Below are 14171 nucleotides of genomic sequence, written 5' to 3'. Positions count from 1 at the left end.
GTTACTTTTCGCTATCCACCAGACCGCGCACGAAGGCGCGTTGCATGACCATTACCACCGCCACCGGCGGGATCAGGGTAAGCAGCATGGCTGCCATCACCTGGTTCCATTGCGGCACCCGCTCGCCGAGCGAGAGCATGCCGCGGATGCCCGCCACGGCCGTGCCGAGATCGGGGTTGCTGACGATCAGCAGCGGCCAGAGGTACTGGTTCCAGCCGTAGATGAAGGTGATGACGAACAGCGCCGCCAGGTTGGTCCGCGACAGCGGCAGGACGATGTCGCGGAAGAAGCGCAGCGGCGAGGCGCCATCGATGCGCGCCGCTTCGAGCAATTCCTCGGGCAGCGTCAGAAAGAACTGGCGGAACAGGAAGGTGGCGGTGGCCGAGGCCATCAGCGGCAGGGTCAGGCCGGCGTAGCTGTCCAGCATTCCCAGGTGGCCGATGGTGTCCACGGTGGGAAAGATGCGCACCTCCACCGGCAGCATCAGGGTGATGAAGATCAGCCAGAAGGCCAGGGTGCGCAGCGGAAAGCGGAACCAGACGATGGCGAAGGCCGAGAGGATGGAGACCGACAGCTTGCCCAGGGTGATGCCCAGCGCCATGAGGAAGCTGTTGAGCAGCAGCAACCAGAAGGGTGCGGTGCTGTTGCTCACGCCCTGGGTCCAGATCAGGCTGAGGTTGTCCCAGAGATGGCGCCCCGGGATCAGGCTCATGGGCGTGGCGAACACCGCCCGGTCGTCGAGGGTGGCGGCGACGAAGGCCACATAGAGCGGAAAGAGGATGACGCCGATGCCCAGCACCAGCATCAGGTGGCACAGCAGCGTCAGCCCGCGGCGATTTTCGATCATTGATAGCGCACCCGGCGTTCGACGTAGCGGAATTGCACCACCGTGAGCACGATGACCAGCAGCATCAGCACCACCGACTGGGCGGCGGAGGCGGCGAGATCGAGTCCGGTGAAACCCTCGCGATAGATCTTGTAGATCAGGGTGGTGGTGGCCTGCACCGGTCCGCCGCCGGTGGCCGCGTCGATCACCGGAAAGGTGTCGAAGAAGGCGTAGACCAGGTTGACCACCAGCAGGAAGAAGCTGACCGGCGCGATCAGCGGCAGCGACAGCTGCAGGAAGCGGCGCAGCGGCCCGGCGCCGTCGATGGCGGCAGCCTCCAGCAGCGAGCGCGGGATGGATTGCAGCGCGGCGAAGAAGAACAGGAAGTTGTAGCTGATCTGCTTCCACACCGAAGCGAGCACCACCAGGAACATCGCCTGACCGGCGTTCTGGGCGTGGTTCCAGTGATAGCCGTAGCGCTCCAGCAGCAGGGTGAGCAGACCGAGACCGGGGTTGAACAGAAAGATCCACAACACCGCGGCGATGGCCGGGGCCACCGCATAGGGCAGCAGCAGCAGGGTCTGGTAGATCCGGCTGCCACGCACCACCAGATCGACCAGGGCCGCGAGGATCAGGGACACCAGCAGGCCGCAGCCGGTCACCAGGGCGCTGAAGGTCAGGGTAGTCCAGAAGGAGGCCAGATACAGCGGGTCCTGGAACAGCTGACGGAAGTTGTCGAGGCCGACGAACTGGCTGGACAGGCCGAAGGGATCGACGCTCTGCAGCGAATACCAGAGCGTCTTGCCGGCGGGCCAGAGAAAGAACACGGCGGTAATCGCCAGCTGCGGCGCGAGCAGCGCATAGGGCAGCCAGCCGGAAGGAAAGACCTGACGGGATGTGGACATGGGCGCACGCATCGTCGCGAAAAGAGGAGCGGCGCCGGCAGGCGCCGCCAGGGCCGACCCCAGGCTTACTGGGTTGATTTCTCGAAGCGGCGCAACAGCACGTTGCCGCGCTGCACGGCGGTATCCAGCGCCTGTTGCGGGGCCTGCTTGCCGGTCCAGACGCTTTCCAGCTCTTCATCGATCACCGCGCGGATCTGCGGCATGTTGCCCAGGCGCAGGCCCTTGGTGAAGGCCAGTGGCGGCTTGTTCAGCATCTGCCGGGTGGCGATGTCGGCCCCCGGATTCTTGCTGTAGAAGCCCTGCTCGCGGGTCAGGTCGTAGGCCGCCTTGGTGATCGGCAGGTAGCCGGTCTGCTGGTGCCATTCGGCGGCGATCTCCGGCTGCGCCAGGAAGGCGAGGAATTCGGCCACGCCGCGCTTCACCGCCGCATCCTGGCCCTTGAACACCCAGAGGCTGGCGCCGCCGATGATGGCGTTCTGGGGAGCGCCCTTGAGGTCGCCGTCGTAGGGCATCATGGCCACGCCGAAGTCGAACGTGGCGTAGTGGCGGATGTTGGCCAGCGAGCCGGACGAAGTGGTCAGCATGGCGCAGTCGCCGTTGTAGAACTTCTCCGTGGGTTCGTCCTTGCGGCCGACGTAGGTGAAGTCACCGCGCTTGCCCATCTCCTGCAACAGGGCGATGTGCTTGACCTGCGGCGCCTGGTTGAAGTCCAGCACGGCATCGCTGCCCAGGTAGCCGTTGTCCCGGCTGGCGAAGGGCAGGCCGTTCCAGGCGCTGAAGTTTTCCAGCTGCACCCAGCTCTGCCAGCCGCTGGTGTAGCCGCACTTGAGGCCGGCGGCGCGCAGCTTGGCGCTGTCCTCGGCCAGGTCCTTCCAGGTCTTGGGCGGCGCTTCCGGATCGAGGCCGGCCTGCTTGAAGGCGGCCTTGTTGTAGTAGAGCACCGGGGTGGAGCTGTTGAACGGCATGGACAGCAGTTGACCGGTTTTGGCGTCGCTGTAGTAGCTGGCGACGGTGGGTACGAAGCCCGCTTCATCCAGCTTCAGACCCGCGTCCTTGAACACCTGGTAGACCGGCTCGATGGCCTTGGAGGCCATCATGGTCGCGGTGCCCACTTCGTAGACCTGGAGAATGGCCGGCGGCTTGCCGGTCCGGAAGGCCGCGATGCCAGCCGCAAGATTCTGCTCGTAGTTGCCCTTGTACACCGGCTGTACCTGAAATTCCGGGTGCGCCTGGTTGAAGCGCTGGGCCAGGGAGTCGACCTCCTTGCCAAGCTCCGCATCCATTGAATGCCAGAAGGGAATGGGCGTCGCCGCCCACACCGGGCCGCCGCTCACCAGCCCGAGTACCAATCCCAACGTCATACCGCGAAGCGAAGCCTGCATGTCTGTGCCGCCCTTATCGATAGCCTGAGGAGCGAAGGCGCGAAATCGCGCTTTCCTGTTCGAAAGGCAACATGCCAGGCAAAGATGACAGTCAGGCTACAGCGAAGGCAGCACACGCGAGACCGCTGAAAGGCTCGTCGTAGAGCCGTTCGGCGATGAAATTCCTGGCGAGCGCGGCGGCAGTCCGGCGCGGCCAGATCGCCACCGCTGCCAGCTGCTAGCAGCGCCGCGCGGGCGACGCCGCCAGGGTCAGCCGCTGCACCAGGCTGGGCACCAGGCTCAGCACGCCCAGCAGCGCCATACCCAGACCGACCCACAGCGGCGCGCGCAGGCCCTGGCCGGCATCGATGGCCGCGCCGCCGGCCCAGGCACCCACTGCCAGGCCCGCGGTAATCACCGAGGTATGCAGGGTGTTGACCAGGGGCCCTGGGGTGGCGGCGGCCATGACCCGGGCGACCATGGCCGGGTTGAGCGCCACCCCGGTCAGGCCGATCAGCGCCAGCGCCAGGAGGCTGGCCGCGGCACTGTCGGCGCAGCTGACGAACAGGGCGAAGCCCAGCGCCAGCACCACCAGGCCGACGCCCTGCACCTTGAGGGTGTAGCGATCGGCCAGGCGACCCACCAGCAGATTGCCCAGCACGTTGGCGAGACCGTAACCCATCAGCAGCCAGGGAATGGTGGTGGACGCGAAACCCGTCACCTGGATGAGGATGGGCGAGAAGTAGCTGAAGCCGGCGAAGGTCGCGCCGATGATCAGGCCGCTGGTGAGGTAGGCCGCCCAGAGCCGGGCGCTGACCAGGGTCCGCAGCTCGTCCCTCAGCTGCCCGGCCGCGCGCGCCGGCGTCCGCGGCACGCACAGGCCGACCAGCAGGGTGCAGCAGGCCGCCAGCAGGGCGACCGCCCAGAAGCTGGCGCGCCAGCCGGCCAGCTGCTCGATCAGTACCGTACCCGGCACCCCGAACACCGGCGCCAGCATGAGTCCGGACAGGATCAGCGAGGCTGCCCGGCCGCGGCGATCCGGCGCGACCAGGTTGGCGCCCAGGGTCAGGCACAGGCCGATGCTGGCGGAGCTGGCGATGCCCATGAGCACCCTCCCCGCCGCCATCACCGGATAGCTGGCCGCCAGCGCGGCGACCACGGCGCCCACCAGATTGAGCGACAGCAGCCACAGCAGCGCCGACTTTTCCGCGAGACGCAGGGCCAGCAGCAACAGGGTCAGGGGCGGGCCGCCCAGGGCCATGCCCAGGGCGTACCAGGAGATCAGATAGCCGATCTGGCCGATGGAGACGCCGAGATCGGCGGCCAGCGCCGGCATCATGCCGGCCACCATGAACTCGGCGGTGGTCAGCGCGAAGATGGTGAGGGCCAGCAGATAGATGAGACGGGGGATGGCGGGTGGGGCATTCATGACAGCGGAATATTCCAGAAAAGCGGGCGGGAGCGGCGGGAGCGGGCCGGATGTAGGGGCTGATCCCGGGTATCCCGGGAGGCGACACGTCTGGCGGCCACAGGGAGTCCGAGTGGTCTCGGGAGGCGAGCGTTCCAGGCGGAACGAGGGATCGACAGGCGGCAGGGCTCGCGCGTCGGGGCCGGCACCTTAGTGGCTGCGCGGTCGCCCGGTCAAACTTCGCGGCGCCCGGCTAGAGGCGAAAATCCTCGGCGATCAGCCCGGCCAGCGAGGCGCAGGCCGGGCTGCGCTCGCCCGGTGGCGAGGCCAGCCGCAGCTCGTGCACCGGCAGTTGCGCAAAGCCCTCTTCCGGCGTCAATTCGCGCATCGGCGGGGTCATGCGCGTCCGGTCGGTGATGGCCACGGCCTGGCCCAGTTCGACCGCCGCTTCCAATGCCGAAGAGGCGGCGCTGGTCACCACCGCATGCCAGCGCCGGCCCTGGCGGATCAGCAGGTCGATGCCCAGTTCACGATAGCTGCAGCCTTCGCCGTGCAGCGCCAGGGGCACGCTCGCGTCCGGGCTCAGTTGCAGCCCGGGACCGGCGACCCACACCGGCTGGGTATGGCCGAACATCTGGCCGTCCGCCCGATCGCTGCGGGGCGGCCCCACCAGCAGCGCCAGGTCCAGCAGTCCCTGGCCGAGCCAGCGCCGGAGCTGGCTGCTGTTGCCGGTCAGCACCTGCAGGACGATCCCGGGATGCTCGCCCTGCAAGCGCGGCAGCACGGCCTTGAGCAGGCGGGCGGCATAGTCCTCGGCCACCCCCAGGCGCACCTCGCCCACCACCGGCTGGCCGGTGAGCCCGGCGAGGATGCGGTCGTGGGCCTGCAGCAGGTCGGCGGTCTCCAGCAGCACGCGGCGCCCGAGCGGGGTCAGGGTCACCGCCTGGTTGTCGCGCTCGAACAGCCGGCCGCCGGTCTGCTCCTCCAGTCGGCGGATCTGGCTGCTCACCGCCGAGGGACTGCGATTGAGCTGCAGCGAGGCGGCACGAAACTGCCCCAGCCGCACGATGGTGTGGAAGGTACGCAGGACGTCGATATCGAGAGGCGTGGGCATGATGCGTTTTTATCGAACCATAGATACCAATAATGTCGTTTGAGTGTATTACCACCCTGAGCCAGGCTCAAGGCATCCCGTCATCTGGAGCCCTGTCATGCCTGCCATCCTGTCTTCCCCGCTGCTGCGCCAGCTCGCCCTGGTGCTGTGCTGGAGCGCCGGTTTCGTCGGTTATCGCTACGCCGCGGACCAGGCCCCGACCCTGCTGGTGACCTTCTGGCGCCTGCTGCTGGCCGCCCTGCTGCTGCTGCCCTTCGCCTGGGCCGAAGTGCGGCGATTGCCACTGAAGATCATCGGCCAGCAGGCGGGCATCGGCGTGCTGGCCTTCGCCGGAGCGGCAGGCCCGGCGGCCAAGGCCATCGAACTGGGCGTCTCACCCGGGCTGGCGGCGCTGCTGTCGGATCTGTCGCCGCTGCTGGTGGCGCTGGGCTGCTGCCTGCTGCCGGGCCAGCGCACCAACGGACGCCAGTGGCTCGGCTTGGGCCTGGGCCTGACGGGCGTCCTGCTGGCTACCGGCGCGGGATTGGGATTGGGTGTGGCCCCCGGCTGGGCCTACGCCCTGCCGCTGGGCAGCGCCCTGGCCCTGGCGCTGGCGACCCTGGTGCAGAGTCGCCTGCCGCCGAGCCGACTGGCGCTGCGGACCCAGCTGTTCATCCAGCTCGCGGCCAGCAGTCTGGTGATGCTGGGGGTGGCCGGGGTAGAAGGTCCGCTGACCCCACCGCTGACCCTCGGCTTCGCCCTGGCGGTGCTCTGGCTGCTGATCCCGACCCTGCTCGGCTTCGGCCTCTACTGGCTGTGCCTGCGTCAGGGCAGCCCCCAGGCGGTGAGTGGCGCGCTCTACCTGAGTCCGCCGGTGGCGCTACTCTTGGCCTGGGCCTGTTTCGACGAACCCCTGGCACCGGGCATGCTGTTCGGTCTGCTGTTCGCCCTGGCGGGCTTGCTGTGCCTGAATGCGGCGGAGCGGATCCGGCAACCGGAGCCGGCGCTGGCGCCGGGCAGCTGACTCGGGCGGGAAGGTGCGATGCTGACGGCCGTCAGCATCGGCGAAGGCCTCGCGTGCCGCGAGGCTGGCAGACGGTCAGGCCTGGTCGTCGGCCTGCTCGTCGTGGTCCTTGAGCGCGGGTTTCTTGCCCGGCTGCGGCGCGTGTTCGGCATTGGGTGCGATGTCCTCGCCCTGATGCTTCTTTTCCTGCTGCACTTTCTTGTCGTGGGCGACATTACGTGGGTCAGTCATGGGACATCCTCGCTCGGTAGGTCATCGGGGTATCCGTTGACGCGTCACGCAAGCCGTGTCGCGCCGGGATAAGGCTTCGAGCGGGGCGATGCGTAGCCGTTCCTGTGCGCCGACGAAACGCTCTGGGGCGCACCCTCTGCTCCTTTGCCCCGAGCGCAGCAACAGGCGCCTCAATACTTCAACCGCCGCTCCTTGGACGGCGGATAGCCGAAGTAGGCCGAGTATCTCTTGCTGAAGTGGGTGACCGAGGTGAAGCCGCAGGCGACCGCCACCTCCAGCACCGACAGGGTGGAATGCTGCAGCAGGCGGCGGCCTTCGGTGATGCGCAACTCCAGGTAATAGCGCATGGGCGCGGTGTCGAGCTGCTCGCGAAACAGCCGCTCGACCTGGCGCCGCGAGCGGCCGGCGTAGTCGCACAGCTGCTCGATGGTCAGGGGTTCCTCGATGTTGGCCTCCATCAGGGTCACCACCTCGCGCAGCGGCGGGGTCATCTGCACCTTGAGCGTCGGATTGACCTGGCGAAAGCGCGATTCCTCGAAGGCCAGGATATTGACCAGGCCATCGGCCAGGGCGCTGCCGCACTGGGCGCCGATCCATTCGAGGAAGAGGTGGAAGGCGCCGCTGGGACTGGCCGCGGTGAGGCGATCGCGATCCAGCACATGGCTTTCCGCCGAGGTCTTGCAACCGCGCACCCGTTCGCTGAAGGCGCTGCGCTGCTCGGGATGGATGGCGCAGCGATAGCCGTCCAGCATTCCGGCCTGGCCCAGCTGCCAGGCGCCATTCCACAGGCCGCAGAGGGTCACCTGCTGCTTGGCCGCGCGCAGCAGCAGCGCCTTGAGCCGCGGATCCAGCTCCAGCGGTGTCCGCAGTCCGCCACAGACCACCAGCAGATCGAAGCGGGCGCTCTCCGCGGCGCGGTAGTCGCCGTCCGGACGGATGACGATGCCGAGGTCACTGAGCACCTCGGCGCCGGTCGGGCTGTAGGTCCGGGTGGCGAAGGTCCCGGCGGCCAGCAGGTTGGCGGTGACCAGGGTATCCAGCGCCTGGGTGAAGGACGGCAGGGAAAAGTGGTCGAGCAGGATGAAGCCGACCACCCGGGAAAACTCCGGCCGCGGCCGTGTCGACTGCAACTGCAGGTAGTTCTTGCCCTGGATACCGCTGCCAAAGGTTCTCGAATCGATCACGCTGCGCTGCCTGCTGGGACCCTGGATCATGCTAGCCGAAGCTCGGCCCGGCGATGATCGGACTGCGACAGTCGCGCACCGACGACCGCCATCCCACCTGGCGCCCTTAGCCTGCTAAGCTTCGCCGCTTTTTTGCCACCTGCCCGTGCCGGTGGCCGCAGGTGGTGGGTGCACCGCCCTGCGCCCGACGACCGTGAATGGCCGCCAGAGCCAACGTCCGGCCCCTTCAACTGCCAGCTGGAAACCCCATGTCCACCGCCTCTCCGAGTCTGCAGCGCCGGCTCAAGCCCCGTCACCTCAACATGATCGCCATCGGCGGCTCCATCGGCACCGGGCTGTTCGTCGCCTCCGGCGCCACCGTGGCCACCGCCGGTCCGGGCGGCGCCCTGGCGGCCTATGCGCTGATCGGCCTGATGGTCTATTTCCTCATGACCAGCCTTGGCGAGATGGCTGCCTACCAGCCGGTATCCGGCTCCTTCTCCATCTATGGCAGCCGTTTCGTCGAAGACGGCTTCGGCTTCGCCCTCGGCTGGAACTACTGGTACAACTGGGCGGTGACCATCGCCGCCGAACTGGTGGCGGCGCAGCTGGTGATGGGCTTCTGGTTTCCCGAGGTGCCCGGGCTGATCTGGAGCGCGCTGTTCCTCGCGCTGATGTTCCTGCTCAACGCGGTGTCGGTGCGCGGCTTCGGCGAGAGCGAATTCTGGTTCGCGCTGATCAAGGTGGCCACCGTGGTGGTCTTCATCGGCCTGGGCCTGGCCGCCATTCTCGGCATCTTCAGCGGCATCGAACCGCCAGGTCTTTCCGTGTTCACCCAGGGCGAGGCGCCCTTCGTCGGCGGTCTGCAAGCCATGGTCGGGGTAGCCATGATCGCCGGCTTCTCCTTCCAGGGCACCGAGCTGATCGGCATCGCCGCCGGCGAATCGGAAAATCCGCGCAAGAACGTGCCCATCGCCATCCGCCAGGTGTTCTGGCGCATCCTGATGTTCTATGTGCTGGCGATCTTCGTCATCGGCATGCTGATCCCCTACACCGATCCGCGCCTCCTGCAGAACGATGCCACCGACGTCTCCGTCTCGCCGTTCACCCTGCTGTTCGAGCGCGCCGGCCTGGCCTTCGCCGCCAGCCTGATGAACGCGGTGATCCTCTCGGCGGTGCTCTCCGCCGGCACCTCGGGCATGTACGCCTCGACCCGGATGCTGCACAGCCTGGCCGAACAGGGCAAGGCGCCGCGGCTGTTCGCCCGCGTCTCGCGCAATGGCGTGCCGCGCAACGCCCTGTTCGCCACCACCGCGGTGGGCGCCCTGTGCTTCTTCACCTCCCTGGTGGGTGACAAGGCGCTCTATGGCTGGCTGCTCAACACCTCGGGCATGTGCGGTTTCATCGCCTGGCTGGGCATCGCCGTGTCCCACTATCGCTTCCGCCAGGGCTACCTGGCCCAGGGTCGTCGCCTGGAAGACCTGCCCTACCGCGCCAAGCTGTTTCCCTTCGGCCCGCTGCTGGCCTTCGCCCTCTGCCTGGTGATCACCCTGGGGCAGAACTATGCCGCCCTGTTCGGCCCCCAGGGCGTCGACTGGCTGGGCCTGGCCGCCACCTACATCAGCCTGCCGCTGTTCCTCGCCGTCTGGCTGGGCTATCGCTTCAAACACGGCAGCCGGCTGGTTAAGCTCAAGGACATGGACGTCAGCCCGAGCGGGGACTGAGCGCTCGCCAGCAGGACCCGCCGGCGGCGCCCGGCGGGTCCCGTGCTAGCATCCCGGATCTTTCCGATCGACTCGCCAGCGCTGCCATGGGCACCACCCTCGCCTCCCAACTGATTCCCGACATCCTCACCTACATCGCCTCGCACCAGCTGGCGGTCGGCACGCGGCTGCCCGAGCGCGCCCTGGCCGAGCGGCTGCGGGTGTCGCGCTCGCCGGTGCGCAGCGCCCTGCAGCAGATGGCCGACCAGAGCCTGCTGGCACGGCATCCCGAGGGCGGTTTCGCCGTGGCCGCCGCAGCCCTGGACGCCACGCCCCAGGCGCGCGAAGAGGTGTCCGCCAGCGAACGCCTGTACCTGACCATCGCCCGCGATCGCATCGAAGGCGAGTTGCCGCTGAAGGTCACGGAAAACGAGCTGATCCGCCGCTACCGGGTCACCCGTGGGCAACTGGCCGACATCCTCAGGCGCATCGTCCAGGAGGGCTGGGCCGAGCGCCTGCCGGGCTACGGCTGGAGCTTCGTCGAAGGTCTCACCTCGCCCGACGCCTATGCCCAGAGCTATGCCTTCCGCCTGCTGATCGAACCGGCCGGCATCCGCGACGCCAGCTTCACCCTGGATGCAGGTGAATTGCGGCGCTGCCGCGACGAGCAGGCGCTGCTGGCCGCGGGCCGGGTGTTCGAGGCCTCGCCCGCGGAAATCTTCGACGCCAACACCCGCCTGCACGAGACCATCGCCCGCTGCTCGGGCAATGCCTTCATCCTCGATGCGCTGCGCCGGCTCAATCGCCTGCGCCGCTTGATCGAATACAAGAAGTCGGTGGATCGCGAGCAGGCCCAGCGCCGCTGCCAGGAGCACCTGGAGCTGATCGATCTGCTGCTGGAGAATCGCCGTGAAGACGCCGCGGTCTTCATGACCCGCCACCTCGGCAACGCGCTGCAGGAAAAGCAGGCAACGGCCGCACGCTGAGCCTGCCCGCCAGGGCGCGGGAGCGTTAGACTGGTGGACTTTTCTCCGTTACCCGAGGCCGTCATGCCGATCCGTCACGCCATCGTCCATCTGATCGACAAGAAGCCCGACGGCCAGCCCGCGACCCTGCACGCGCGGGACGCCGAACTGGCCGACTCCCAGGCCATCGAGAATCTGCTGGCCGATCTCAACGACAGCTACAACGCCAAGCCAAATAAAGCATGGGGCCTGTTCCACGAGGAATCCGGCGCCTATCCCTTCAGCGGCTGGCTCCATGCCTACCTGGAAGGCGAACAGGACTTCGTCGCCTTCAGTCGTCAGGCGGTGGAGCACCTCAAGGGGCTGATGGAGAGCAGCAACCTTTCCACCGGCGGCCATGTGCTGTTCGCCCAATACCAGCAGGGCATGACCGACTACCTGAGCATCGCCCTGCTGCACCACAGCGAGGGGGTGACCGTCACCGAAAGTCTGGAAGTCGCTCCCGCCAAGCACCTGGACCTGGGCCAGTTGCACCTGGCCGCGCGGATCAACCTCTCGGAGTGGCGCAACAACAAGCAGTCGCGCCAGTACATCTCCTTCATCCGCGGCAAGGGCGGCAAGAAGGTCTCGGATTACTTCCGCGACTTCATCGGCTGCCAGGAAGGCGTCGACGCCAAGGGCGAGACCCGCACCCTGCTCAAGGCCTTCAGCGACTACGTGGAGAGCGAGGACCTGCCGGAAGAGGCCGCCAAGGAAAAGACCGACACCCTGGTGGACTACGCCAGCAGCCAGGCCAAGCGCGGCGAGCCCATGGCCCTGGACGCCCTCTCCGAGTTGATGGATGACCAGGCACCGCGCGCCTTCTACGACTACATCCGCAACAAGGATTATGGTCTGGCCCCGGAGATCCCGGCGGACAAGCGGACCCTCAATCAATTCCGCCGCTTCACCGGCCGCGCCGAGGGGCTGTCGATCAGCTTCGAGGCGCACCTGCTGGGCTCGCGCATCGAATACGACGAAGGCCAGGATCTGCTGATCATTCGCGAGGTGCCGACCCAGCTGAAAGACCAGCTCAAGCGGCGCAATGACTAGCCTGAGCGCAGCGAGTACGGTCATCCGCGAATGACCGCCGGGCCGCTGGACACCTAGCGTTGCAAACGCGATCACCGATCGGGCGCCCCCGGCTGGACAGCGGCCGGCCAAAGGGGGCACAAGATGTCCCTTCTTTTCCTTATCTGCCGAAAAAGTCGAAACCATGAGCCAGTACCCCTTCGAACGCCGCATCGTCATCACCCTGCAATCGAACAACGAACTGACGCTCGACGCCGCCCTCGACCAGGCCGTGTCGCGCATCAAGCAGGGCGAGATCCACGGTGGTGACGAAGGCCTGGCCACCGCCTACAACTTCCATGTGGACACCGTCGCCGAAGGCCCTTCCGGTCCGGTGGATCTGGGCGAATACCTGGGCCGTCCGGCGACCAAGGCCGAGCAGAGCGTGGTGGACAGTGGCGTCATCCCGCGTTTCCGCCTGGGGCAGGAGGTGGCCGTGCAGCTGGGCAATGGTGCGATCAAGCCCAGCAGCATCCAGGAAGTGCGCCTCTTTCCCCAGGTGGAAGGCCCCTGCTGGCTGTACCTGGTGGAAGAGCGCGTCCACCGCGACTACCTGCCGGCGAAAAAGCTGCGGGCGATCTGAGCGCTGGTTGCCGGGAGCGTTGGGCTTCGCTGCGCTCAACCCAACCTACCGACCTCGTAGGTTGGTTGAGACGGCTTCATCGTCGAAGCCCGACACTCATGCGCACGGCCTGACAATGTTGGGCTTCGCTGCGCTCAACCCAACCTACCGACCCGCGTAGGTTGGGTTGAGACGGCTCCATCGTCGAAGCCCAACAGTCAGGGTAAGACCACGGTACTGCCTGACCTCAACCGCCGTAGGCGGCGATCTGACGATAGAGCGACAGCGAAGGCGCCGCCGTCGCGCCGGTCATCTGGGTGAGAATGCTGCCATCCAGCGCGGTGCTCGCCCCGGCGTCCTGCCCGTCCGCCGGTTGCGTCGTCCACTGGGGCGCGCCATCCGCCCCGGTGGTGACGCCAAAGGTCGGCGTCGACAACACGGCCGTTTCCTGAGCCGCCGCAGTCGCCACCCCGCCAGCGCTCACGCCATCGATGAGCTGGGTGTTCAACTGACCCGACTGCCAGCCCGGCGCGCCCGGATTCAGGGTCCCGAGGATGCCGGCATCCTCGGTGGCGGCAGGGGCCCAGTTCCAGGCGGCGGCGCCCTGGCCTGATGTGGAGAGAGCGGAAAAGGCCACGTTGGCGCCATCGGTGCCGCGCTGCGCCCCTTCGAAATAGGCCAGCTGACGTTCAGCCGAAGTAAAGGTGCCGGAATCGTCGCTGGCGATACGCGTCAGGCTGTCGCTGTCCAGATTGGCGAAGGGATCCTGGGTGGAGGCGTCGGCATAGCGACTGTCGTCATGGTAATAGCTCACCAGCAGGTGATTGGCCGCCTGCTTGGCCAATTGCACGCGATCGGCACCGGCGTCCTGAGGCAGTTCGCCAAGCACGGCGGCATCGGTGCCCTGGCTGCGGATCTGCTGCTGAAGAATCTGCATGAAGCCGTCGAGATCGGCATTGCCGCCGGACTGCCCCGGCAGCAGGCCGGCGATCAATTGGGCGGCGGGCGACAGGTCCACGGCGACGGCGCTGCCACCGGACGCATCGGTAGTCTGGCCGCTTTCGGCCGAGGGGGTGGTCTGGTTGCCTGCCGCATCTGACCGAGCAGCTCGAGTCCCTGCCGTTGTCGTCTGCATCTGGCTGTCGATCGCCATCATGTCTGCACCCTCCGGCCGCCCAGGCGGCTCGCCTCAGCTTCCTTTATGCCAGGGCAGCCTTAGGCTTTGCTTAGCGCCGGAGGAAATCGGCAGGAGAACCCAGGCGTCGCGACCGACCCTAGGCCCGGCGCTCCCAGACCTCGCAGGCATAGGCCGGACGGTCTGCTTCGGCCGCGTGCTCCTGCCGCGAGACGAGTGCCCACTCGGCCTCGTTCCAGGCGGGAAAGAACACATCCCCGGCCGGCGCCAGGGCGACCCGGGTCAGGTAGAGGCGCTGGGCCACCGGCAGGGCTTCGGCGAACAGCTGGGCGCCGCCGATCAGCATGATCTCGCTGGCCTCGCGGTCCCGCGCCCAGGCCTCGGCGCGCTCCACGGCAGCGGCCAGCGACGTCCGCACCTCGGCACCTTCGGCCACCAGATCAGTCTGACGGGAGACCACCAGATTCAGTCGGCCCGGCAACGGGCGGCCCAGGGAATCCCAGGTCTTGCGACCCATGACCAGCGGTTTGCCGAGGGTCACGGCCTTGAAATATTTGAGCTCCGCCGGCAGGTGCCAGGGGAGACGATTGTCGATGCCGATGACGCCGTTGTCGGCCACGGCGACGATCAGGTTCAGGGGAAGAGAGGTTTTCATGGTGACAGAGCATAACAGAGGCGTTAACAG

General features: G+C 67.3%; 14 protein-coding genes. 5 read left to right on the top strand and 9 right to left on the bottom strand.

The window, feature by feature from the left end; translation table 11 throughout:
• Position 1: 1 nt before the first annotated feature.
• From ugpE to PVZ77_RS23850, 5 genes are all read right to left on the bottom strand, one after another.
• Entirely contained in the window at positions 2–847 is an 846-nt protein-coding gene (gene ugpE, locus PVZ77_RS23870) for a sn-glycerol-3-phosphate ABC transporter permease UgpE (protein WP_133862915.1), read from the bottom strand.
• The gene (ugpA, locus tag PVZ77_RS23865; RefSeq protein WP_273808509.1) at positions 844–1731 is read right to left on the bottom strand and encodes a sn-glycerol-3-phosphate ABC transporter permease UgpA; all 888 of its coding nucleotides are present in this window, start codon (positions 1729–1731) and stop codon (positions 844–846) included. The genes ugpE and ugpA overlap by 4 nt, the downstream gene beginning before the upstream one ends.
• A 65-nt stretch (positions 1732–1796) precedes the next feature.
• Positions 1797–3113 carry a sn-glycerol-3-phosphate ABC transporter substrate-binding protein UgpB gene (gene ugpB / locus PVZ77_RS23860; RefSeq protein ID WP_273808508.1) on the bottom strand — a complete coding sequence of 439 codons (1317 nt, stop codon included), beginning with the start codon at positions 3111–3113 and terminating at the stop codon, positions 1797–1799.
• Positions 3114–3330: 217 nt separating this feature from the next.
• Positions 3331–4521, bottom strand: a complete 1191-nt coding sequence (locus PVZ77_RS23855) for an MFS transporter (RefSeq protein ID WP_273808507.1) — start codon at positions 4519–4521, stop codon at positions 3331–3333.
• 232 nt (positions 4522–4753) lie between these two features.
• Positions 4754–5614 carry a LysR family transcriptional regulator gene (locus tag PVZ77_RS23850; protein ID WP_273808506.1) on the bottom strand — a complete coding sequence of 287 codons (861 nt, stop codon included), beginning with the start codon at positions 5612–5614 and terminating at the stop codon, positions 4754–4756.
• Between the two features lie 97 nt (positions 5615–5711).
• Between PVZ77_RS23850 and PVZ77_RS23845 the strand changes: the two genes are divergently transcribed.
• The gene (locus tag PVZ77_RS23845; RefSeq protein ID WP_273808505.1) at positions 5712–6617 is read left to right on the top strand and encodes a DMT family transporter; all 906 of its coding nucleotides are present in this window, start codon (positions 5712–5714) and stop codon (positions 6615–6617) included.
• 75 nt (positions 6618–6692) lie between these two features.
• On the opposite strand, the gene PVZ77_RS23840 is transcribed toward PVZ77_RS23845, so the two are convergent.
• Both PVZ77_RS23840 and PVZ77_RS23835 read right to left on the bottom strand, forming a co-directional pair.
• Positions 6693–6848 carry a hypothetical protein gene (locus PVZ77_RS23840; RefSeq protein ID WP_273808504.1) on the bottom strand — a complete coding sequence of 52 codons (156 nt, stop codon included), beginning with the start codon at positions 6846–6848 and terminating at the stop codon, positions 6693–6695.
• A 170-nt stretch (positions 6849–7018) separates the two neighbouring features.
• Positions 7019–8062, bottom strand: coding sequence for a GlxA family transcriptional regulator (locus tag PVZ77_RS23835; protein ID WP_273808503.1), 1044 nt, complete (start codon positions 8060–8062; stop codon positions 7019–7021).
• A 218-nt stretch (positions 8063–8280) separates the two neighbouring features.
• On the opposite strand from PVZ77_RS23835, the gene PVZ77_RS23830 reads away from it, so the two are divergent.
• The 4 genes from PVZ77_RS23830 (at position 8281) to PVZ77_RS23815 (ending at position 12372) form a co-directional block, all read left to right on the top strand.
• The gene (locus PVZ77_RS23830; RefSeq protein WP_273808502.1) at positions 8281–9735 is read left to right on the top strand and encodes an amino acid permease; all 1455 of its coding nucleotides are present in this window, start codon (positions 8281–8283) and stop codon (positions 9733–9735) included.
• Positions 9736–9821: 86 nt separating this feature from the next.
• Positions 9822–10700: a GntR family transcriptional regulator gene (locus PVZ77_RS23825; protein ID WP_273808501.1), complete on the top strand. Its 879-nt coding sequence runs from the start codon at positions 9822–9824 to the stop codon at positions 10698–10700.
• A gap of 63 nt (positions 10701–10763) precedes the next feature.
• Positions 10764–11771, top strand: a complete 1008-nt coding sequence (gene yejK / locus PVZ77_RS23820; RefSeq protein WP_273808500.1) for a nucleoid-associated protein YejK — start codon at positions 10764–10766, stop codon at positions 11769–11771.
• A 163-nt stretch (positions 11772–11934) separates the two neighbouring features.
• The gene (locus tag PVZ77_RS23815) at positions 11935–12372 is read left to right on the top strand and encodes a hypothetical protein (RefSeq protein WP_273808499.1); all 438 of its coding nucleotides are present in this window, start codon (positions 11935–11937) and stop codon (positions 12370–12372) included.
• Between the two features lie 226 nt (positions 12373–12598).
• Here PVZ77_RS23815 and PVZ77_RS23810 read toward each other — a convergent pair whose 3' ends face one another.
• Together PVZ77_RS23810 and PVZ77_RS23805 are read right to left on the bottom strand one after the other, a co-directional pair.
• A complete protein-coding gene (locus PVZ77_RS23810) occupies positions 12599–13507 on the bottom strand; it encodes a hypothetical protein (protein ID WP_273808498.1) in 909 nt (302 codons plus the stop codon).
• A gap of 118 nt (positions 13508–13625) precedes the next feature.
• The gene (locus PVZ77_RS23805) at positions 13626–14141 is read right to left on the bottom strand and encodes a dihydrofolate reductase (RefSeq protein ID WP_273808497.1); all 516 of its coding nucleotides are present in this window, start codon (positions 14139–14141) and stop codon (positions 13626–13628) included.
• Positions 14142–14171 lie beyond the last annotated feature (30 nt).

Origin of the sequence: Pseudomonas sp. SHLD1 (assembly GCF_028640935.1) — a bacterium.
GTDB classification, from domain to species: Bacteria; Pseudomonadota; Gammaproteobacteria; order Pseudomonadales; family Pseudomonadaceae; genus Chryseomonas; species Chryseomonas aestiva.
The sequence above is the reverse complement of the archived record's forward strand: the minus strand, read 5'-3'. Positions and strand labels throughout refer to the sequence as shown.

What these genes read in the sequence shown, in the direction of transcription:
- ugpE (WP_133862915.1), bottom strand. Translation starts at nt 847, where the DNA reads ATGATCGAAAATCGCCGCGGGCTGACGCTGCTGTGCCACCTGATGCTG.
- ugpA (WP_273808509.1), bottom strand. Translation starts at nt 1,731, where the DNA reads ATGTCCACATCCCGTCAGGTCTTTCCTTCCGGCTGGCTGCCCTATGCG.
- ugpB (WP_273808508.1), bottom strand. Translation starts at nt 3,113, where the DNA reads ATGCAGGCTTCGCTTCGCGGTATGACGTTGGGATTGGTACTCGGGCTG.
- PVZ77_RS23855 (WP_273808507.1), bottom strand. Translation starts at nt 4,521, where the DNA reads ATGAATGCCCCACCCGCCATCCCCCGTCTCATCTATCTGCTGGCCCTC.
- PVZ77_RS23850 (WP_273808506.1), bottom strand. Translation starts at nt 5,614, where the DNA reads ATGCCCACGCCTCTCGATATCGACGTCCTGCGTACCTTCCACACCATC.
- PVZ77_RS23845 (WP_273808505.1), top strand. Translation starts at nt 5,712, where the DNA reads ATGCCTGCCATCCTGTCTTCCCCGCTGCTGCGCCAGCTCGCCCTGGTG.
- PVZ77_RS23840 (WP_273808504.1), bottom strand. Translation starts at nt 6,848, where the DNA reads ATGACTGACCCACGTAATGTCGCCCACGACAAGAAAGTGCAGCAGGAA.
- PVZ77_RS23835 (WP_273808503.1), bottom strand. Translation starts at nt 8,062, where the DNA reads ATGATCCAGGGTCCCAGCAGGCAGCGCAGCGTGATCGATTCGAGAACC.
- PVZ77_RS23830 (WP_273808502.1), top strand. Translation starts at nt 8,281, where the DNA reads ATGTCCACCGCCTCTCCGAGTCTGCAGCGCCGGCTCAAGCCCCGTCAC.
- PVZ77_RS23825 (WP_273808501.1), top strand. Translation starts at nt 9,822, where the DNA reads ATGGGCACCACCCTCGCCTCCCAACTGATTCCCGACATCCTCACCTAC.
- yejK (WP_273808500.1), top strand. Translation starts at nt 10,764, where the DNA reads ATGCCGATCCGTCACGCCATCGTCCATCTGATCGACAAGAAGCCCGAC.
- PVZ77_RS23815 (WP_273808499.1), top strand. Translation starts at nt 11,935, where the DNA reads ATGAGCCAGTACCCCTTCGAACGCCGCATCGTCATCACCCTGCAATCG.
- PVZ77_RS23810 (WP_273808498.1), bottom strand. Translation starts at nt 13,507, where the DNA reads ATGATGGCGATCGACAGCCAGATGCAGACGACAACGGCAGGGACTCGA.
- PVZ77_RS23805 (WP_273808497.1), bottom strand. Translation starts at nt 14,141, where the DNA reads ATGAAAACCTCTCTTCCCCTGAACCTGATCGTCGCCGTGGCCGACAAC.